Raw genomic sequence first — 20,529 nt, 5'->3', positions numbered from 1 at the left:
AGGTTTCAATAAGTTAAAATTATTTGTTCTGAAAATGTGGGAATTAGGAGCTGTAAATCAATTTTTTACATCAATTTTAAGAAAATAGAAAATAGCTGTTTTTTATATCAAAATTGAAGGTATATTTGCTGCCGTTTCTTGAAATATGTCAAGAAATTAACCAATAATAGTACAATTTTTTGCAATTATTGCATTCTTACGATAAACAAATTCGCTTGGTAATAATTTTACGCTCCCACACATTATAATGGAACACAAACACAAAAACACGGCTACTGCAGCTGGACTGCTCGTTGCCATGGGTATCATCTACGGAGATATTGGGACATCTCCTTTGTATGTTATGCAGGCCATCATTGGAAATGATCCAATTAATGAACTGATGATATTGGGAGGATTGTCTTGTATTTTTTGGACATTAACCCTTCAAACCACCCTCAAATATGTTGTTTTAATACTTCGTGCGGATAATAAAGGTGAAGGGGGGATTTTTGCCCTTTTCGCATTGGTTCGTAGACATGCCAAATGGTTAACCTTACCCGCTATCATTGGTGGAGCAACCTTATTAGCTGATGGTATTATAACACCACCCATTTCTGTTTCTTCTGCGGTAGAAGGATTAAAAATGCTGAAAACGAAAGAAGGTTTACCTTATGTAACGGATACTGTCCCTATCGTTTTAGTTATTCTGACTGGACTTTTTATCTTTCAAATATTAGGAACCAAGGTAGTTGGGAAGTTATTTGGACCTATCATGTTACTTTGGTTTAGTATGTTGGCCATCACGGGTTTGTTATGGATAGAACATGACTGGAGTATATTGAGAGCGGTATCTCCACATTATGCCTGGGCATTATTAACATCCCATCAAGCTGGCACGGCTGGGTTTTGGACTTTGGGTGCTGTATTTTTATGTACCACGGGAGCGGAGGCATTGTATTCTGACCTAGGACATTGCGGTCGAGAGAATATCCGCATCAGCTGGATTTTTGTTAAAATAGCTTTGTTACTTCAATATTTTGGACAAGGTGCTTGGTTATTGCATCATCAAGGAATGCTATTGGGCGATAGAAAACCTATCTTTGAATTATTACCAAGAGAATTCTTATTTACGGGTATTTGTATTGCAACAGCTGCTGCAGTGATTGCAAGTCAGGCCTTGATTTCGGGATCATTCACTTTAATTTCCGAAGCTATTCGTTTGAACTTTTGGCCAAAGGTGCGTTTGATCTATCCATCTGATCAAAAAGGTCAGTTGTATGTTCCTTCCATCAATATCTTTTTATGGTTAGGTTGTGTGGGTGTTGTGCTTTGGTTCAAAGAATCCTCCAACATGGAAGCAGCCTATGGTTTGGCCATTACGCTGACCATGTTAATGACGACTTCATTGATGGCTTATTACTTGCACATTAAGAAGATTGACATGTGGTGGATACTCTTATTTTTAGTCGTATACATTTCCTTAGAAGGGGCGTTTTTAGTGGCTAATTTGCAGAAATTCTCCCATGGTGGTTATGTTTCCTTATTTATTGCTGGTGTCATTTTATTGGTCATGTATGTATGGTTTAGAGCTACACGCATTAAGAAAGACTTGACGGAATACGAAAAACTGGCTGATTATGTGGAGCCTCTAAAAGAGCTTAGTCGTGATGAAACCATCCCTAAGTATGCGACACACTTGGTATTTATGTCGAATGCTGGACGTGTTTCTGATATTGAATCTAAGATTATTTATTCCATCTTCCAACGTAGACCTAAGCGGGCAGATATTTATTGGTTTGTCCATGTAGATACCTTGGATGAGCCCTATACTATGGATTATAAGGTGACCGTTATAGAGCCAGATGATATTATCAAAGTGAATTTTAAATTAGGTTTCCGGGTGGAGCAAAGAATCAACTTGTACTTTAGAAAAGTCGTGGAAGAAATGGTTGCCCGTGGTGAGGTAGATATTACATCTCGGTATAAGTCCTTGAATGAGCAAAATGTAATTGGGGATTTCCGATTTGTTGTCTTGGAGAAATTCTTATCATTTGATAATGAATTGCCTTTGATGGATCGACTGGTCATGAAGTTTTATTTCTTCTTAAAACAGTTCATGAATTCAGAAGATAAGTGGTTTGGTTTAGATAGTGATGCGGTAAAATTGGAGAAAGTACCCCTGATTATCAAGCCTATTTCTAGATGTAATTTGAGACGCGTAGATTAATATGAGCACAATATTTAGCAAAATCATTTCAGGTGAAATCCCTTGTCACAAAATTGCTGAGAATGAGCAATTTCTTGCCTTCTTGGATGTGATGCCTTTAGTGGAAGGCCATGTGTTGGTGGTTCCCAAGCAAGAGATAGATTACATATTTGATATAGAGCCAGAAACATTGGGAAACCTGATGAAATTTGCTCAATCTGTTGCGCCAGCTATCAGAAAAGCTATTCCTTGCAAACGTATAGGTGTAGCTGTGATTGGTCTAGAGGTACCTCATGCCCATGTTCATTTAGTGCCTATGAATACCGCCAACGACTTAAATTTTACTCAAGCAAAATTGCAGGTTAGTCAGGAATCATTGGCAAAGACGGCAGAATTGATTCGTTCTTTTTTGTAATTACTTAAGGAAGCCCTTCAGTTTGTTCATTTCCAGCTGAGGATTGGCTTTCTCATAAACAATCGCATATACTGCTTCGATAATAGGTAGTTGGATTTTATGTTGTCTAGAAATATGGTAAATACTTCTCACAGCATAATATCCTTCTGCAATCATATTCATCTCAATCTGAGCTGATTTAACGGAGTAACCCCGACCAATCATATTTCCAAAAGTTCTATTTCTTGAAAACTGAGAATAGGCAGTTACTAATAAGTCACCCAAGTACCCTGAGCTATTTAGGTCGCGGTTGGTTTCTGGATAAACAGCATCCAAGAAAAGTTTAATTTCTTGCATGGCATTACTAACAAGTACAGCTTGGAAGTTATCCCCAAAACCTAAGCCACGAGTGATACCACAGGCCATGGCAATGATGTTTTTGATTACAGCGCAATACTCTACACCATATAAATCTTCAATGGCATGAGATTGTAAGAAACGACTATTCAAAAGGTTTGAAAAAGACTGTGCCAATGCCAAGTTGGGTGATGCAATGGTAAGGTAAGACTGTTTCTCTAAAGCAACTTCTTCCGCATGACAAGGTCCGGCAATAACACATGTTTGACCCAGGGGTAAATTGAATTCTCGTTCAATCCAATCTGTAACCAACATGTTTTCATCCGGAATCATGCCTTTGATGGCAGAGACTACTTTTTTGCCTTCAAAATGCTTTTTATTCAGGTCTTTTAAGGTACTAGGAATAAAAGCTGCTGGAACCGCTAAAATGATGTATTCTACCCCATGTAACGCATCTGACATTTTGTGGTATGTCTTTACTTTACGTGGATTAATGGCCACATCGGTTAAATAACTAGGATTATGGTTGTATTTTCTGATAAAGTCAACATCCGATTTTCTACGAATCCACCACTTGATTTTGACTTGATTTTCAGACAATATTTTGACTAGAGCAGTTGCCCAACTTCCACCTCCCAATACCGTGATGTGGGTAGGGATTTTTTTCTTTAGTTCCTCGATTTGACTCATAGCACAAAATTAATTTAAAAAGCTGGAATGAGTTTAGTTTAGAAAGAATAAGTAAGTACTCCTCCGAAATTATAACCTAGGCTAGGGTAATTCAGGTAACGTTGGAAATTTCTATTTAATAAATTATTCAAATTTACCCCCAAAGCAACTTTTTCATTAAAGTTAAAATTGATATGGCAATTTAAATCAAAAATCTCGTCCATGGCTTTCACCTTTAATTCGGTGGGACTCCAAGCATATAAACCATTGATGTATTCAATGGTAGGAATGACAGAGAGTTTATTGCCCAATAGAATGGTACCGTTCCAATTCACTTTCCAAGCAGGCCTATGGAACGCTTTTTCTAAATCTCCCAAAGATTCATAGCTGTCATAATTAAATCGAACGGCACTTTTAATGGATCTACTGACTTGTAAGTCAAAATTTCCTGAAAATGTAGTCACCTGAACCTTTTTTAATCCCCCTACATAACTAAGGACAAATTGAGTTGGATCAATGGTTGAATTGGTGATTATGGGTAAATCGGTATATTCTGAATAGGCTATTTTGAGTTCGAAATCAATGTCGCCAGCTTTATCTTTATCCGTTCGGTTGGTTCCTTTAATTCCAGCATATAGATTCCCAACTTGAGAGGAGTTTTTCAACAAGATGTTAGGTGCAACCCAAGGGTTTTGTTTTACAAAATTCGCATAAGTGTTGAACTGAACATCTCCGCCTAATCCTGCAAAGAAATGAATATAGTCTAGGCTTGAAAAGTCGATCAAAAATTGAGGGAAAAAGCTGGTTTTTGCAGGTTCTGGACCATCGCTTGTTTCTTGTAAGAAATGGGCACCTGCCGATACTGTCACAAAATAGTTGGAGAATGTATAAAAAGGCCTAAGTCTAGAAAAGCTCCTAGTCAAGGTCATCGCAGGCGTTTTATATTCCGAAAGGATCATTTCACCACTTAAATTGATGAAAGAGTTAGACTTCAATTTAATCTTAGAATAGAAAGAGCCATTACTTGTTAATTCACTGATGCCACTTAAATTACTGATTCTAGAAACATCAATACTGGCGTTAAAATCAAAAGTTGATCGAGGTATATTGGTACCAAATTTTCCAAAAAAATTGTAGGTATCATACACTAAACGTTGATCTCGGAAGCTGGGAATTTTTTGTCCTGGTTCAAACCCGTAGTAGTTTGTACCCAATTGAGAATAAGCTACATGTGTTTCTAATTCTAATTTACTATCAGCTCTGGAGCGGCTCCAAACTTTGATATTATTCAGTTTTTTCTGAGAGAAAATATCTGCTACAGGACCCTCCGCATAAGCATCATGGGATAAATAAAAACCTAAACGTTGATCAGCTTTATTCAAGTTTAAATTCAAGTAAGTATAGCCAAAGCTTCCAGCACCAACTCGAATGATGTTATTGTTCAATGAATCTAGACCAAAAACCTCACCATCTCTTGGATTGATTTTTGACCATTTCAAGGGGTGCTCCTCTTGGCTACTCCAATTCAACGGAACTTCAATAGGCTTTTGGTTACTTTTTTTATCTTGAAATGTGGGTAATTTGATCTTCTCTTGTGAAAGTTTTAATTCGCCTAAATTAACTTCCCGATTTATGCGAATGGTGTCTGCAGTCTGGGGGACAAATGACATAGCCAATTCGGCTTTAAAAATAAAGCCAAAGGAAAGAAGAAGATATAGTAAGTATGAATTTCTCATGCAGTGTTCTCTCTATTTTAATCGACTTTTGGCTAAATTTCTCACATCATTCTCTTTGGTCATATTTTGAGCTAATGCAGTATAATATCCCATGGCTTTATCTTTTTGATCAAGGGCCATTAAATTGTCAGCATACAATAACAATCCTCTGAAATAGGTTTTTTTAGTTCGAATGTTCGTGGGAACAATTTTGCGAATCAAGGTTTTATCTAATAACTCGTCTAATTCTATGTGTTTCTTTTCTTGAAATAAGAGTTGGGCGTATTTTAATTCAGCCTCAGCTCCGATAACAATTTGTTGAACCACAGGACTCAAGTGGTTATTGATACTGATTTTTTGCAACCATTTTTTTACTAACTCAGTTTGTTGGGCTTCTTCAGAAATCTGGAGATATTTTTGATAGAATTCATTTTTCTCATCCACTTCATATAGGTCATCCCAAGTTGAGGTTAAGTTATACAATGAATCCAATTGCTTCGATTGAAGATAGATATTGACTAAATTCTCATTGGCCAATTTTTGATAACGGCTGACTTTGGTATATGATTTGATGAATTGATAGGAGCTGATGGCTACATTCATTTGGTTATTTTCGAGCGCTAATTCTGCCGTTCTTTTGGCTGCACTGATGACTTCGGCAGATTTGAATTTATCTTTTTTGTTAACAATTTGCTGATAAAATTCAATCGCCTTGGGGTAATCATGTAAGCTATCCGAACTTGTAGCTAAATTTTTTAATAGTACATTATTATTGCTTGAATTGGGATAAATTTTCTGGAATTCTAATAAGGTAATACGGGCTACATCCCAACGCTTACTTTGATATAGTTCCATACAATCTTCCCAAAACTTCTCTTCGCTACCATATTCTTGGTAATGTTTTTTCACCCATTCTACCTCTAAATTCAACCTCTTGTATAGGTTTTTAAGTTTATTGACCACACTTACTCGAATCGTATCACCTTGGCTACTACCTAGTTGTTCTTCTTTGTCTTGGATGGCTAACCTTCCAAAGGACATTTGATCGTCACCTTGGGAAAGAATGGAAAGTTTCTCATAAGTCTGAGATCTAAAATCCAATGCTCTTTTATAATTAACAGCTGTTTTAGGATTCTTTTTCAAAATATCGGAGAAACCTTGAATGGCTTGAACTAAATTTTCTCGCCCACCTTTTTGATATAAACTAATCCATTGGTTCAACGTAGCAATTTCTCTGTTCGGAGAATTGGGGAATTCTTTCAAGAATTTTCCATATAAATCGCTGACATCATCATAGCGACGGAGCTTCTCTAGGATCTTAATTTTATCCCACAAATAATTTTCTTTTTCTTGGGCACCACCTTTGTTATAGGCCATGTCTAATAGACCGATGGTTTGAGCTAGAATATTGTTTTCTTGGTATTCAGTGGCTTCCTTGGTAGAATTGTATTTCCAAACTTCAATGACCTTTTTGCGTGTAGCCGCATCAGCCAGTGGCGAGTGAAATAAATAAGTGGACAAAGCCAACTGAACAGGTCTTTGTTGGTTTAGGTCAATCAACGTATTTAAAAGGGCTGATTTTATTTGAAATTTTAAAGCCGAACTATCAATTGCTAATTCTCTTCCTGGATTTCTCGGAATGGAGATTTGATGAATTGAAGTATAGATTTGAATGATTTGATTCAAATAATACTGATGAACTTTTTCTTCCTCTTTATTTAAGGCACCTTTTTTCTTTTGTTGGTATGCCTTGGCTAAAAAGCCATAAGTTTCTCCTTGTAACACCTTGGCTAAAAAGACTAATTGGGGATTGATAGGGTATGCTTTTATTTCTTCAATTAAACCCATTATTTGGTCTACATGAACCAGATTATCGGGCTGATCTAAAAGTTCTATGGCTAGGGCATAGGCTCTTTCTTGATAGGCTTTTTTGAATTCTTCTGTAGCTAGATTATTATATGTGAAAAACTCTTTGACTTGGTGAATGCCCGTGGATTGAATGCTACTTTCACTGATGGCGTGAACAATGATGTTGTTCAGTTGAGTAAGGTGTTTACTACGTGGATATTGACGCAAGAAGTCTTTTGTTTTAGACAATAATACATCAAATGAACCTCGGTTTTCTAATGCAACAAGTTGGTTGAAATAGGCATCTTCTGACAAAGATTTATCCCAATTAATCAGGATGGCTTTTTCTAGAGAAGTACCTGCCGCGTCATAATTTTTGAGATGAAATTGAGACATCCCAATTTGGTAATGGACTAATTGACTTAATGAATCACTTAGGGTTTCTTTATTTATTAGCTTGCTAAGCAAGATTTCACTTTCCTGATATTGTCCAGATTTAAACAAGGAGAATGCTTGTTTAAGCGGAATGCCTTCCGTATTACTTTGGAAAACAGCCCTTTTGCTTTCATTGATCAATAAGTATTGGGCATAAATTTCAGCCGATTTACTGAATTTCCCTTGGTTAAAGTAGATATCTCCCAAAAGCCGTGCTATATCAGATTTCTCCACTGCTCGCTTGTCATTCAGGATAATAGGCTCAGCATAGGCAATTAAATCAGCATACTTATCAGGCCCCATTTGGTAATAAGCCTGAGTAATCATGGTGGGTATTTGTCGTTTGATTCTTACCCAGACAGAATCTGAAAGAGGCACTTGGGCTAATTGAAATGGTGCTTCATCTGCTTTTTTTAGATCAAAAATGGCAGCAGAATATTGCTTTAAGTTCAGTTTTAATAGTCCTGAATAGTATGAGGCCGCATAGGCCACTGATTCATTATCGTCGTTGCTTAATAACTCAAACAAGCTAAGAGCTTTGGTATTTAGGCCAACTTGTAAGTAGCAAATGGCTAACTGAAAACGAATTTCGGGGTCTAAAATGGAAACTCGCTGTTCGATGTATTGAATAGCATCTTGGTACTCACCCGCTTTATAGAGAAAGCTTCCAATTTCTTTAACAAGGATAGATGTTTTTAAACTAGATGGATGATTGGCGATGAATCGTTCTACTGCTACTTTGGCTCGGGTAGTATTGATGTAAAAGTCACATAAAACGATAAAAAACTCAGCGTCAACTATTTCATTGGAATTACGATCAAAGTCTTTTGCATTTTTTTCTAAGAAAAGGGAAAACTCCATTCTAGCCGCCGCATAGTTGGCTGCATTGTAATAATCTTTAGCTACTCTAAATTGTTCGGCTGGACTTTTGTTGATGTTTGAGTCTTGTGAAATAACTTGATGGGGCATCAAGAATCCCACTCCAATGATGAAGAAAAATAGGTAAATAGGTGTGTAAAAAAAGGCTGTTTTATTTGCCGTCATCATGTCAATTTTCAATTGAGTATTGCGCATTAATTCAAAATGTAATCTTTTTTTGAAGTGACTGCTATTCCAGAACCCACTTTTTTGGTGTTTTGCAGAACAAAACGATGGTTTTTAAAATAATTAGTTAGTATTCCCTCCACATTACTTTCACAATCGCTGTTGGCTTGAATTTCTTTTACTGTTCCATCAGCTTTAATTTTTACTCTAAAGTCAATGGAGCATGCCGTTGAACCACTTGGAATTAGACTTTGAAGGCTTTTGCCACTTGGCCATTCCCATATACCGTTGTTTAATGGAAAAGCAATGACAGGTGGCTCAGCTTCTATTTCTGGGCCGTCAGCTTGTCCTTCGTTAACATCACCAATGGCATCTACTCTACCTGGATTTCCCTTGATTTTGTCCTGTTCAGGCGGCCTCACTACAGGTTCAGGATCATCATCTGGCCTGATTTCTGGGGGTAAAAACTTGGTCGTGGTAACTTTGGGAATCTCTTTAGGAGGGGGAGGTGCTAATTCATCTTGTTTTTTCACAGGGGGAGGAGGGGCCAAACGCATGACTTCGGCTGTTACTTCTTTACTCGCATCTGTTTTTACGGAGCGGGCATCTAACCAAAGGTGCACACAAAACATCAAAACAATGGCGATAGTGAATATAGCTGACCCTTTTAGAGCCGATTTATTTAGTGTAGAAGGATAACTGTTTCTTAATTGAAATGCGCCATATGCTTGATTTCTATGTTGAAATACGATTTCATCTAAAGTAGTAAGTTCTTCTAAATTTGCTGACATAATTAATCTGGCTAACAAATAATGCTAGGAGCTTGTTATTGCGCTTTATCTAACAAAACGACGGCATCTATCACATATTTTCTTTGAAATTTTCACTTCTAACATATCCTGGTGAAAACTTCAATTTTCTAGGCTTGATGACATGGCCATAGATAACAAGGTATTTAGAAAATTCATCTAATTACCATCAATTCCTAACCTAAATTTCAGAGAGTAGGATAAATCTTAGCAATGGTTATTTTGGTTTTTGTTAAGTTCAAAGTAAAATTACTTCAAAATACAGCTTTTTGGCCTTAATTGCAAGATGAATAGACCAATGGGCCTAAATTTAGCTTAGTCAAGATTATTTTGTCGGAGAATTATATTCAATAATTACATCCAAATTCGAATACAGATGAAATGATTGTAGGAATTATTTCAGAACTTTGAAATGGAATAATCAATTTATGCTAGTGAAATTTTTTACCATCTTATTGTTCGTTTTTAGTGGGGCCTTTTTTTCTTTGGCTCAAAGGGCCAATGTTAAGGCTCCTCAAGAAAAATTGGGAGGATATGTGATTTTTGAAAAAGATAATCATGGTCTGATTGCAACCACCAAAGATATTGGGCAGTTTGACTACCCGAATGCACTGATAGCATGTGAAAATCTTAGTTTAAATGGATTCGATGATTGGAGATTACCCACGCAAGAGGAGTTTGAATTAATACATCAAAAGCTTAATCTCAAAAAAATGAAGTCCAATAATGTATTCAAATCAGCCTGGTATTGGACCTCCACAGAAATAGATCAAGAACATGCCGTGACGCATAATCTCAATACGGGTATGCAAACAAACTATTTCAAGCGTCTGAATATGCGTGTTTTAGCGGTTAGGTCCTTTTAATTAAACCCCAAACTGTTTTAAATGGTGATCGAGGTGTTTGTACAGCATATTATTCCATTCTGTTTCATTTAGAATTCCTAAACTAAGGGAAGGACGCTGACAAAGATTTTCTGCACCCATTTTTTCGATATCCTGAATGTAGTTTTTTAAGCGGGTTTTCTCTTTTTCAAAATCATGCGGATTGACTTTGAGAAAAGATGGTGCTGTGGGTAAGTTCTTTTGATAAGGAACATCATTGGTCAAAGACTTCTTAACAAACAATTTCAAAATCAGTTTCAAATGCCAAGGTACTGGTTGCGTATTTTCTCCCTTGATTTGCTCATATGGAACACAAAGATGTGCAAGCATTTGAGCTACGTTCATTTTTCCCCAAAGGGCAGATGAATCAGGATGTAAGGCATCGATTCGGGTATATAATTGTTGACTTGTTTCAGATTCAAAAATGGATGGAAATGGCATAATTAGGGTTTTATGGTCCTAATGTTAGCTCTTTACCCGTAAATTTCCAATGCTTCACATGATAAAGTTCACTTTTTATCTTCTTGGTTTTAGTGAATATAACTTGTTCTAAATCAATGTCCTCTGCTTCAATTGCTCGATAGGCTTGTTCACACTCAATCTGAATATCCAGCAATTTGATTTTCTTAATGGGCATTTCAGGTAAACCCCGAATGAGTAAACCTGTGGCTGCACCTTTGACCCTAACCTTCTCCACCCAAATTGATCTAAATTGAGGTGTACCCTCATTGATTGGCATGGCTGCGATTACGGGTTTTTCTTCTCCATTACCAAAGGTGCTCAATGGATCTTTACCTTGGTAATACATGTCAAAAAGAATAGCTTCTCCGGCTATATTTTTCATGAGAATATCGCTAATGAATACATTTTCTACGATACCACCCCGGCCTCTAGCTGTTTTAAATCGAAGGCCTACATCTGTACCTAAAAACTGGCAATTGGAAACAAATAAATCATGTACTCCCCCCGACATTTCACTTCCAACTACTACACCGCCATGACCATGAAAGACTTGGCACTGATCAATCCAGATATGAGCACTTGGTCTAGCTCTTTTTCGGCCTTCTTCATCCTTTCCGGATTTGAGACAAATCCCATCATCTCCTACATCAAAACTGCTATTTTTAACCAAGACATATTCGCAAGATTCAATGTCTATACCATCGCCATTTTGTGCAAACCATGGATTTTTTACTTTTATTTGATTCACTATCAGGTGTTTGCATAGTAATGGGTGAATGTTCCATGCGGGGGAATTTTGGAAAGTTACACCCTCCAATAAAATCTGCTCGCATTCAATCAAGCTGATCATATTTGGCCTTAAAAACTCCTTGATTTCTTGGGCATTATTCATATTCCAACCAGCGGCGACTACTCCTGGGCGGTCTAAATTAGCAGCTTTTAATGCACTAGCCGTTGGGTACCAAGTATCCTTTGATTCATTTAATATACCACCAGATTTCACTAAAGTGGACCATTCCCCAGATGTTAATTTACCTTTTTTGACTGGTCGCCAAGCTTCACCAGCTCCATCAATGATACCTGTTCCAGTGATGGCTATATTAATGGCCTTATTGGCAGAAATGGGGGATTGCGCTCGGATGGCTTCTACACCCTCCCAAAATGTGCTAACTAATGGATAGTCTTTACTGTGATGACTAAATTGCAATAATGCCCCTGCTTCTAGGTGTAAATTGACATTCGATTTTAAACTTATAGGTCCACTAAGCCAAAATCCAGCAGGAATGTTGACCACACCTCCACCTTGGGCAGAACAGAGATCAATGGCCTGTTGGATTGCACTTGTATTTAAGAAGGTAGGGGAAGATGTGGCCCCATAGGAAACGATCGAAAAGGTGTCTTTTTTAAATGCAGTTCCTGCTACCAAAGGTAATTCATATTGGTACTTTTGACTGAAAGTAGATTTTTTAAGGAAGCTTCTCAGCGCTTCGTTGGAGTCGAAAATGGCAGAGACTACAGCCTGCGCCATCCAAGATGCGCCGTAAACAGAAAAGTGGGTGTCATCTGCAACCCCTTTCATGAACTTTTTAAATATTCCAGCGGGGTAGTGTAAGTATATTTTTTTGGAAAGTTCAGGACCCAGTTTTTCAATCTGTGCCCGACTGATTTTTTCTAAGTCGATCAATAAAACTTTTTCCTGCTTAGCTACTTCTCTCACTACTTGCGGATATTCGCCATGTTGGTCCACAAATATACCTGTTGAATCAAATTTTCTTCTTTGAATTGAGGTTAATAATACGGGAATCCCGCCTTTTGAACGGGTTTCTTTTATGTAGCGACTTAAGTTTTCACGGTAATCGGTTTGTGCTGGAGCGTATCGACTTGTATCAGAAATTTTGGCATCATTATGGCCAAATTGGATGAATACATAATCTCCTTTTTTAATTTGTTGAAATACTTTAGCCCATCTTCCTTCGCGACGGAAGCTTTTAGTGCTTCTTCCATTGTAAGCATGATTTTGAACCTCAACGGCCTCATTGAACAAATGTGCAAATGGCATTCCCCAGCCTGTTTCGGGATAGTCGGCTGAGACCTTGTCAGCCATTGTGGAATCCCCAATGAGAAAAACCCGCAAAGGCTCTGAGGCTTGGAAACTAAAAAGTGCAAGACTTAAAAAAAGGAATAGTATGCGAGATTTCATAAACAGGGGTTTCATTGTCTTTAAAAGAATGCCGACAAAGAAATTTACCCGTTTACTTAGCGATTAATCGCAACACTACTTAAAATAGATTGGATGATCTGAAGAGTACTAATACCATCTGCTTCTGCCACATAATTAAGGATGATGCGGTGATTTAAGACGTCTGGAGCCATTTCTTTTATGTCCTCTGGCAAAACGTAATCACGGCCTTCTAAGTAGGCCATAACTTTAGCAGCTAAATTGAGGTGTATACTGGCACGTGGAGAAGCTCCAAATTGGATGTAATTGGCTTCTTGAACTAATCCGTACTCGGCTGGATTTCGAGTAGCAAAAATGAGTTCAATAATGTATTTTTCTAAGGTTTCACTAATGGTAATTTGGTTGATCTCCTTTCTGATTTTCTGAATATCTTCCAAATTCATAATGGTCTTTACCTCATATTGGAAATCCATATTCGACATTTTTCTCATCACCTCCAATTCTTGTTCTTTATCAAGATAATTCAGGAATACTTTTAGCATAAAGCGATCTACTTGTGCTTCAGGTAGAGGGAAAGTACCTTCTTGTTCCACAGGGTTTTGAGTAGCCAATACCAAAAAGGGCTTGTCTAATGGATAGGTTGTATCTCCAATGGTTACTTGCTTTTCTGCCATGGCCTCCAATAAAGCAGATTGTACTTTAGCAGGTGCACGGTTTATCTCATCAGCTAAGATGATTTGAGCAAAAATGGGTCCTTTTTTTACTTCAAACTCATTTTTTAAGGGATTGTAAATCATGGTTCCTACCAAGTCGGCAGGTAATAAATCCGGAGTAAACTGTATACGGTGAAAATTGAGATCAAGGATTTTGGCTAATGTATTGATTGTCAATGTTTTTGCTAGTCCAGGTACGCCTTCTAATAGTACGTGTCCGCCAGTAAATAAGCCTACTAAAAGTCGATTAATCAACCTTTCTTGGCCCACTACTACCTGACTCATTTCATTTAAAAGGGCATTTATTTTTTCTCTAGAATCCATCGTATCAATATTTTATTATCCCTTCGGAGCTTACCATTTTTTAAAAATAACATAAACTGCCAGAAGTATTAGGCCAAATCCTAAGAAATGATTCCAAGCTAGTTTTTCGGACTTCACCACGAAAATAAGAAAAAGGGTGAAGACTATCAGGGAAATGGCTTCTTGAATGGTTTTTAATTCAAAAAAGGAGAATGGCCCTCCATTTTCTTTAAATCCGAGCCGGTTGGCGGGCACTTGCATGACATATTCAAAAAAAGCGAGTCCCCAGCTGAAAAGTATGATGGTCCAAATGCCAGCATGTTTCAGCCAGGAACTTTCTTTCCATTGTAAATGCCCATACCAAGCCAAGGTCATAAAGACATTGGATAATACAAGCAAAGCAATGGTGATGATGCTTTTCATTAGCTTAATTTCTTGTAACGGATACGTTTAGGAATGATGTCATTACCCAAGCGTTTTTTTCTAGCTTCTTCATATTCTGAATAATTACCTTCAAACCAAGTTACCTGCGAGTCACCTTCAAAAGCTAAAATATGCGTTGCAATACGATCAAGGAACCATCTATCGTGGGAAATAACGACAGCACATCCTGCGAAATTCTCTAATCCTTCTTCTAGAGCACGAAGTGTATTTACATCCAAATCGTTGGTAGGCTCATCCAGAAGTAATACGTTAGCACCTTCTTTTAACATCATGGATAGATGGACACGGTTACGTTCTCCTCCAGATAGGTTCCCAATTTTTTTCTCCTGATCAGCTCCGTTGAAATTAAATTTGCTCACATAGGCACGGGCATTACTTTGTTTACCACCTAACATGACCCAATCATTCCCATCAGAAATGGTCTCAAATACGGATTTTTCAGCTTTTAATTGATGATGTTCCTGATCTACATAAGCTAATTGCACGGTTTCACCCACTTCAAAGCTTCCAGAATCGGGTTGAACTTGTCCCGTTATTAATTTAAATAAAGTGGTTTTACCAGCACCATTGGGCCCGATAATACCTACGATTCCTGCTGGTGGCAAAGAAAAGCTTAAGTTTTCAAATAGAAGTTTGTCGCCATATGTTTTGGAAACCCCTTGTACTTCAATGACCTTATTTCCTAAGCGTGGACCCGCTGGGATATAGATTTCTAATTTATCTTCTTTCTGTTTGTTTTCTTCGGAAAGGAGCTTTTCATAAGCGCCGATACGTGCTTTCGATTTAGCTTGACGCGCCTTAGGAGCCATTCTCACCCATTCCAATTCACGTTGTAAAGTCTTCTGACGACGAGACTCTGTTTTTTCCTCTTGCGCCAAACGGTTTTGTTTTTGTTCTAACCAAGATGAATAATTACCTTTCCAAGGGATACCTTCACCACGGTCAAGTTCCAAAATCCAACCAGCCACATTATCCAAGAAATAACGATCGTGGGTTACGGCAATGACCGTTCCTTTGTATTGACGTAAATGCTCTTCTAACCACCATACAGATTCAGCATCCAAGTGGTTGGTTGGCTCATCTAGTAATAATACATCCGGTTCTTGTAGTAATAGTCGGCATAAGGCCACACGTCTTTTTTCTCCTCCAGATAAAGTACTAATTAGGGCATCCGATGGAGGACAACGCAAGGCATCCATGGCTTTTTCCAAGCGGTTATCTAGTTCCCAAGCATTGAAATGATCTAATTTCTCTTGCACTTCACCTTGGCGAGAAAGCAATTTGTCAAAGTCAGCATCTGGTTCACCAAAGGCTTCATTGATTTCATCAAACTCTTTTAGTAGGTTTTTGATTTCGATTACCCCTTCTTCTACTACATCTAGTACCGTTTTATTGGGGTCTAATTGGGGTTCTTGTTCCAATAAACCTACGGAATAGCCTGGTGAAAAAACGACTTCACCGGTATAGGATTTGTCGATACCAGCAATAATGCGAAGCAAGGTAGACTTACCTGAACCATTGAGACCTAAGACTCCAATTTTGGCTCCATAAAAGAAAGACAGGTAAATATTTTTTAAAATGGTTTTCTGAGGAGGGATAGTCTTGGAGACCCTTTCCATCGAAAATATGATAGTTTCGTTGCTCATGCTGGGTTTGGAATTTTAATAAGCTACAAATATCGGAAAAAGCTGGAAACAGTTTCTTGATTATTTTTGGTTTACCTATATTTTTAAAAAGATTATTAATTCAAAATGTTTAGAGATTTATTAAAATTTAAATAATTTAGGGCTTTGTAATTAAGATTATTTAAACCACACCTAATTTTTGAGCCAGGGCATTTGCCTGAAGCTCTCTCAGATCAAAAGATGGAAGCAACCACCTCCAATGAATACGGATTTTGTCGTGATGGCAAAGTTTATATCAAAGCATTTCTCAATTTTCCCGAGCGTGAAATAGGGTTTGTTCGTAATACCGAACAAGAAGCACTGCAGTATTTTGTCAACCGATTTGAATTAGCCAAGAAAAAAGTGGCTGACCTTTCTCATGAAGTAAAGGAAGTTCAAAATAAAGGTTCTTTTTTGACCAAAGTTGTTCAAATGAAAGCCTATTTGGCAGAGTTTGATGGACTGGGGGATTTTAAACCTTTGTTTGATGAATTGGAAAAAATTGAAGAGTATTTGCGCTCTTTGATTCAACAAAATCAGGTTAAAAATTTAGAAATTAAGCGCGCCTTAATTGAAGATGCTAAAAATGCGGCTCATGGAGATGATGTATTATTAGCTACAGAGCAATTGGTCGAAATTAAATCCAAATGGGTTAAAACGGGTCCCGTAGATCGACAATTCCAAGATGAATTAACAGATACTTTTCAAGCTATTCTAGAGGCATTTTTCTTACGTAGAAGGGTGTATTTTGAGGAAAAGAATCGAATTATAGATGAGAAAATAGCCAAACTTCAAGGATTTATTGATGGAGTGCATCAATTGAGAAAAGCACCCGATATTGATGATTCAGTAGGTAAGGTTAAAGAATTACAAAAGGAGTGGAAAACGGTATTAGGTTTACCTCCTAAAAAACAATCGATGCTTTGGAAGAATTTCAAAAAGGCAAACGATATGTTTTTTGAAAAATACAACCGAATTAAAGGTATTGAAGTTAAACCGCGCATTGACCCTCGCATGCAGGAGTTAGTGGCGATGACCCAAGAATTGGAGTCTAAGTTGACCGACCAGATTAACATGCCAGCCATTGCGGATAAAGCGAAGGCCTATTTAGTTAAATGGAAAGAAATCACTGCTCAAATGAAATCTTTGGATCGTAGTTTGGCGGAACGTTTCAGAACCATTTGCGATAAGATTTTTGAAATGAATTACTTGTTACGAGTTATTTCATATCGTCACCCAGCTTTAAATGATAAGCCAAGAATTGAGCAATTGAAAATCATGATTAATCAAATGGATTACATGACTAAAAAAGAGCGTAGTGAATTGGAAAGCTTTATAGCGCAGGCTGAACAGGATCGTCAAATGGAAGAAAAACCCATACAGAGTAAGATCAATACGCAAAAGCGTAAAATTAGTATGAAGGAAATTCTATTGACAGGTTTTAAAGCAGAGTTAGATCAATTACTCAACGCTTAATCCCATTTGATGGGCTATATCTATAAAATCTAGCCCATCAAATGTACCTGAAGACATCATCAACAGGTTACTATTGGACCACGATTTTTGCAGTAGATAAGCCGACAAATCAGCTGGATTTCTCAGAATGATTATGTTCGGATGCTCAAAATATTGCTGAACCTGGTTATCTTCTATACGGTCCATTCGTTTAATTTCACGCGCATGTTCGCTTAAATAAATGACAGCAAAATCGGCTGCATCCAACGTTTTGGCATAATGCGGTAAAAAAGCAGGATTTAGACTACTAAAGGTGTGTAATTCAAGGCAAGCAACGAGAGTTCTTTGCGGATATTGACTCTTAACAGCCAAGGTTGTTGCTTTAACTTTCGAAGGAGCATGGGCAAAATCTTTGTAGAATAAACAAGAGTCTGACTTTCCTACTAATTCTAATCGTTTGGCAGCTCCTTTGAATGATTGAATGGCTTGATAAAAATCGCTGGAAGAAACTCCTACTTGTTCGCATAGCAAACGCGCCCCGTTTAGGTTTTTCAAACTATGTTCACCAAAAATCTGGATCTCATATTCTTTGCCATCTATTCCCTTTAAAATGGTTTGTCCATTTTTAATGAAAGAAGGATGTGCTTCATAACCCGTTTTTTCTGTATGATCCGGGCAAGAGTCTGTTAATTGATTCAGATTTTTATCCGTTTGATCGAAAAATAAACTACCCGCTTTTGGCATGGACTTGATTAATTCTTCAAATGAAGCTGTATATGATTCAAAAGTTGGATATACATTAATATGGTCCCATGCAATTCCTGAAATCAAGGCGATATGTGCTTGGTACAATAAAAACTTGGCTCTTCTGTCAATAGGCGAAGCCAAATATTCATCCCCTTCAATAACAATGATAGGTGCATCGGATAAAGATGCCATTAAGTCGAAACCTTCAATTTTAGCGCCAACCAAGTAATCAAATTTTTTGTTGAGAGTCTTCAGCACATGAAGCACCATGGAAGTGATACTGGTTTTACCATGACTACCTGCTATAACAATACGCTGTTTATTTTTACTATGTTCGTATAAGAAAGAAGGATAAGATTCTATACGAATGCCTAATTCTTGTGCCTTTATTAATTCAGGGTTATCGGCACGCGCATGCATACCTACAATAACACAATCTAAATCGCTTGTGATTTTTTCTGGAAACCATCCAAAACTGTCAGGTAAAATACCGTGTTTAGCTAGTAAGCTTTTTGAAGGTTCATAGATTTCATCATCAGAACCTGAAATATGATATCCTTGAAGCTGAAGAGCTAAGGCTAAATTATGCATCGCCGCACCACCTATAGCGATAAAATGAATTTTTGGCATGTAACATTGTATAGAATAGTTTGCAAAGTACATACTTTTATTGCAGTTTTGCACGTTTTTCCACAATTCGAGAGTACTCGTTTTTTAATTTGGTAAGTATCCATGAAAAATTACATCGATCTAATTGATCAAACCATTGAATTTCCTACCCGGGAATTTAATATCAATGAGAACAATGAGTTATTGTTTAATAATGTGCCTTTGATGGAGATTATTAAACAGTATGGTACACCATTAAAATTATCCTATTTACCCAAGATTGGGGAGCATATCGATAATGCCAAATTATTGTTTAGAAATGCCATTAAGAAATACAATTACAAAGGAAATTACACCTATTGTTATTGTACTAAATCCTCCCATTTTTCTTTTGTATTGGATGAAGTAATTAAGCAGCATGTGCATTTAGAAACTAGTAGTGCTTTTGATATACCGATCATTCGGGATATGTATGAACGTGGGAAAATTTCTAAGTCGACCTATATTTTGTGCAACGGTTATAAGCAACCATTGTATACGCAATATATATCGGAGTTTATCAATGAAGGCTTCAATTGTATTCCTATATTGGATAATTTGAAGGAAATTGATTTTTATGAAAAGTCAGTAACTGCCGATAAAGTGAACTTAGCCATTCGTATTGCTACGGATGAGGAGCCAGATTTTGCTTTCTATACCTCTCGTTTAGGTGTTCGATATTCTGATGTGAATTCCTTGTATTTGGAGAAAATCAAGCCTAATCCTCGTTTTAATTTGAAGATGTTGCATTTCTTCATCAATACAGGAATTAAGGATAGTGCTTATTATTGGTCGGAATTAAGTCGATTCATTTACAAATATTGTGAGATCAAAAAAATCTGTCCGGAATTGGATTCGATTGATTTGGGAGGAGGCTTGCCTATTCAGACTTCGTTGCAATTTAATTATGATTATCAAGCCATGGTGGATGAGATTGTAGAATCTATCTCTTGGATATGTAATAAAAATAACGTTCCTGTTCCAAATATTTTTACTGAATTTGGTTCTTATTCAGTAGGGGAGAGTGGAGCGGTTTTGTATGAGATTATTGATCAAAAATTACAAAACGATAAGGAACTTTGGTATATGATTGATGGGTCATTCATTACTCAATTACCTGATTCATGGGGAATGAACCAAAAGTACATCATGTTACCTGTGAATAATTGGGGATCGCCCTATCAAAAGGTGAATTTGGGAGGACTAACTTGCGATTCCATGGATTTTTATAATACGGAAGCGCATAGTTCTGACTTATATTTGCCTATTTTTGAGGAAGCAACTGAAAGACAGTACGTTGGATTCTTTCATACAGGAGCCTATCAGGAGTCATTAGGTGGTTATGGAGGTATTCAACATTGTTTGATTCCTGCCCCTAAACACGTGATCATTGATCGTTTAGAGGATGGAACTGTGACAACTCGCTTGTTTTCTGAGGAGCAAAATAGTAGTTCGATGTTGAATATTTTAGGGTATAATCAACCCGTATCCATTCAACAGGAGGAGGATTTGAAAGCAAAAATTGAGCTTGAGATTAAATCAAAAACTAAATTAGCATCTGTTTAAAACTA

General features: G+C 37.2%; 15 protein-coding genes. 5 read left to right on the top strand and 10 right to left on the bottom strand.

Features of this window, described 5'->3' with window-relative positions:
• The first annotated feature begins 247 nt into the window (after nt 1–247).
• Nucleotides 248–2,209, top strand: a complete 1,962-nt coding sequence (locus tag HME7025_RS11365) for a KUP/HAK/KT family potassium transporter (protein ID WP_193495324.1) — start codon at nt 248–250, stop codon at nt 2,207–2,209.
• A gap of 1 nt (nt 2,210) precedes the next feature.
• A complete protein-coding gene (locus HME7025_RS11360; protein WP_109324100.1) occupies nt 2,211–2,603 on the top strand; it encodes an HIT family protein in 393 nt (130 codons plus the stop codon).
• Here HME7025_RS11360 and HME7025_RS11355 read toward each other — a convergent pair whose 3' ends face one another.
• The 4 genes from HME7025_RS11355 to HME7025_RS11340 all read right to left on the bottom strand — a co-directional run bounded on the left by HME7025_RS11355 (nt 2,604) and on the right by HME7025_RS11340 (nt 9,441).
• The gene (locus HME7025_RS11355) at nt 2,604–3,629 is read right to left on the bottom strand and encodes an NAD(P)H-dependent glycerol-3-phosphate dehydrogenase (RefSeq protein WP_109324099.1); all 1,026 of its coding nucleotides are present in this window, start codon (nt 3,627–3,629) and stop codon (nt 2,604–2,606) included.
• 38 nt (nt 3,630–3,667) lie between these two features.
• Entirely contained in the window at nt 3,668–5,278 is a 1,611-nt protein-coding gene (locus HME7025_RS11350; RefSeq protein ID WP_154401969.1) for a hypothetical protein, read from the bottom strand.
• A gap of 78 nt (nt 5,279–5,356) precedes the next feature.
• A complete protein-coding gene (locus HME7025_RS11345) occupies nt 5,357–8,680 on the bottom strand; it encodes a tetratricopeptide repeat protein (protein WP_109324096.1) in 3,324 nt (1,107 codons plus the stop codon).
• Nucleotides 8,680–9,441: a hypothetical protein gene (locus tag HME7025_RS11340; RefSeq protein WP_109324095.1), complete on the bottom strand. Its 762-nt coding sequence runs from the start codon at nt 9,439–9,441 to the stop codon at nt 8,680–8,682. Before HME7025_RS11340 ends, HME7025_RS11345 begins: the two co-directional genes overlap by 1 nt.
• 446 nt (nt 9,442–9,887) lie before the next feature.
• Between HME7025_RS11340 and HME7025_RS11335 the strand changes: the two genes are divergently transcribed.
• Nucleotides 9,888–10,325, top strand: a complete 438-nt coding sequence (locus HME7025_RS11335; RefSeq protein ID WP_109324094.1) for an Lcl domain-containing protein — start codon at nt 9,888–9,890, stop codon at nt 10,323–10,325.
• On the opposite strand, the gene HME7025_RS11330 is transcribed toward HME7025_RS11335, so the two are convergent.
• Genes HME7025_RS11330 through ettA form a run of 5 tightly spaced genes read right to left on the bottom strand, consistent with a single transcriptional unit; the run spans nt 10,326 to nt 16,090 of the window.
• A complete protein-coding gene (locus HME7025_RS11330) occupies nt 10,326–10,784 on the bottom strand; it encodes a DUF1569 domain-containing protein (RefSeq protein ID WP_109324093.1) in 459 nt (152 codons plus the stop codon). It abuts the gene before it with no gap.
• Nucleotides 10,785–10,794: 10 nt separating this feature from the next.
• The gene (locus HME7025_RS11325) at nt 10,795–13,005 is read right to left on the bottom strand and encodes a glycosyl hydrolase family 28 protein (RefSeq protein ID WP_226998219.1); all 2,211 of its coding nucleotides are present in this window, start codon (nt 13,003–13,005) and stop codon (nt 10,795–10,797) included.
• Between the two features lie 56 nt (nt 13,006–13,061).
• On the bottom strand, nt 13,062–14,021 hold the full coding sequence (locus tag HME7025_RS11320) for an AAA family ATPase (protein WP_109324091.1): 960 nt from the start codon (nt 14,019–14,021) through the stop codon (nt 13,062–13,064).
• 30 nt (nt 14,022–14,051) lie between these two features.
• Nucleotides 14,052–14,423, bottom strand: a complete 372-nt coding sequence (locus tag HME7025_RS11315; protein ID WP_109324088.1) for a DMT family protein — start codon at nt 14,421–14,423, stop codon at nt 14,052–14,054.
• Nucleotides 14,423–16,090, bottom strand: coding sequence for an energy-dependent translational throttle protein EttA (ettA, locus tag HME7025_RS11310; RefSeq protein ID WP_109324084.1), 1,668 nt, complete (start codon nt 16,088–16,090; stop codon nt 14,423–14,425). Before ettA ends, HME7025_RS11315 begins: the two co-directional genes overlap by 1 nt.
• A gap of 219 nt (nt 16,091–16,309) precedes the next feature.
• On the opposite strand from ettA, the gene HME7025_RS11305 reads away from it, so the two are divergent.
• A complete protein-coding gene (locus HME7025_RS11305) occupies nt 16,310–17,584 on the top strand; it encodes a DUF349 domain-containing protein (RefSeq protein ID WP_109324083.1) in 1,275 nt (424 codons plus the stop codon).
• Here the strand turns inward: HME7025_RS11305 and HME7025_RS11300 are convergent.
• On the bottom strand, nt 17,570–18,940 hold the full coding sequence (locus tag HME7025_RS11300; RefSeq protein WP_109324082.1) for a UDP-N-acetylmuramate--L-alanine ligase: 1,371 nt from the start codon (nt 18,938–18,940) through the stop codon (nt 17,570–17,572). The two genes, HME7025_RS11305 and HME7025_RS11300, sit on opposite strands and share 15 nt — an antisense overlap.
• A gap of 102 nt (nt 18,941–19,042) precedes the next feature.
• Between HME7025_RS11300 and HME7025_RS11295 the strand changes: the two genes are divergently transcribed.
• Entirely contained in the window at nt 19,043–20,524 is a 1,482-nt protein-coding gene (locus HME7025_RS11295) for a type III PLP-dependent enzyme domain-containing protein (RefSeq protein WP_109324080.1), read from the top strand.
• Nucleotides 20,525–20,529 lie beyond the last annotated feature (5 nt).

This window comes from Aquirufa nivalisilvae, assembly GCF_003143535.1.
Taxonomy (GTDB): Bacteria; Bacteroidota; Bacteroidia; order Cytophagales; family Spirosomataceae; genus Aquirufa; species Aquirufa nivalisilvae.
The sequence above is the reverse complement of the archived record's forward strand: the minus strand, read 5'-3'. Positions and strand labels throughout refer to the sequence as shown.

Coding starts and splice junctions, on each gene's coding strand:
- HME7025_RS11365 (WP_193495324.1), top strand. CDS start 248: ATGGAACACAAACACAAAAACACGGCTACTGCAGCTGGACTGCTCGTT.
- HME7025_RS11360 (WP_109324100.1), top strand. CDS start 2,211: ATGAGCACAATATTTAGCAAAATCATTTCAGGTGAAATCCCTTGTCAC.
- HME7025_RS11355 (WP_109324099.1), bottom strand. CDS start 3,629: ATGAGTCAAATCGAGGAACTAAAGAAAAAAATCCCTACCCACATCACG.
- HME7025_RS11350 (WP_154401969.1), bottom strand. CDS start 5,278: ATGTCATTTGTCCCCCAGACTGCAGACACCATTCGCATAAATCGGGAA.
- HME7025_RS11345 (WP_109324096.1), bottom strand. CDS start 8,680: ATGCGCAATACTCAATTGAAAATTGACATGATGACGGCAAATAAAACA.
- HME7025_RS11340 (WP_109324095.1), bottom strand. CDS start 9,441: ATGTCAGCAAATTTAGAAGAACTTACTACTTTAGATGAAATCGTATTT.
- HME7025_RS11335 (WP_109324094.1), top strand. CDS start 9,888: ATGCTAGTGAAATTTTTTACCATCTTATTGTTCGTTTTTAGTGGGGCC.
- HME7025_RS11330 (WP_109324093.1), bottom strand. CDS start 10,784: ATGCCATTTCCATCCATTTTTGAATCTGAAACAAGTCAACAATTATAT.
- HME7025_RS11325 (WP_226998219.1), bottom strand. CDS start 13,005: ATGAAATCTCGCATACTATTCCTTTTTTTAAGTCTTGCACTTTTTAGT.
- HME7025_RS11320 (WP_109324091.1), bottom strand. CDS start 14,021: ATGGATTCTAGAGAAAAAATAAATGCCCTTTTAAATGAAATGAGTCAG.
- HME7025_RS11315 (WP_109324088.1), bottom strand. CDS start 14,423: ATGAAAAGCATCATCACCATTGCTTTGCTTGTATTATCCAATGTCTTT.
- ettA (WP_109324084.1), bottom strand. CDS start 16,090: ATGAGCAACGAAACTATCATATTTTCGATGGAAAGGGTCTCCAAGACT.
- HME7025_RS11305 (WP_109324083.1), top strand. CDS start 16,310: ATGGAAGCAACCACCTCCAATGAATACGGATTTTGTCGTGATGGCAAA.
- HME7025_RS11300 (WP_109324082.1), bottom strand. CDS start 18,940: ATGCCAAAAATTCATTTTATCGCTATAGGTGGTGCGGCGATGCATAAT.
- HME7025_RS11295 (WP_109324080.1), top strand. CDS start 19,043: ATGAAAAATTACATCGATCTAATTGATCAAACCATTGAATTTCCTACC.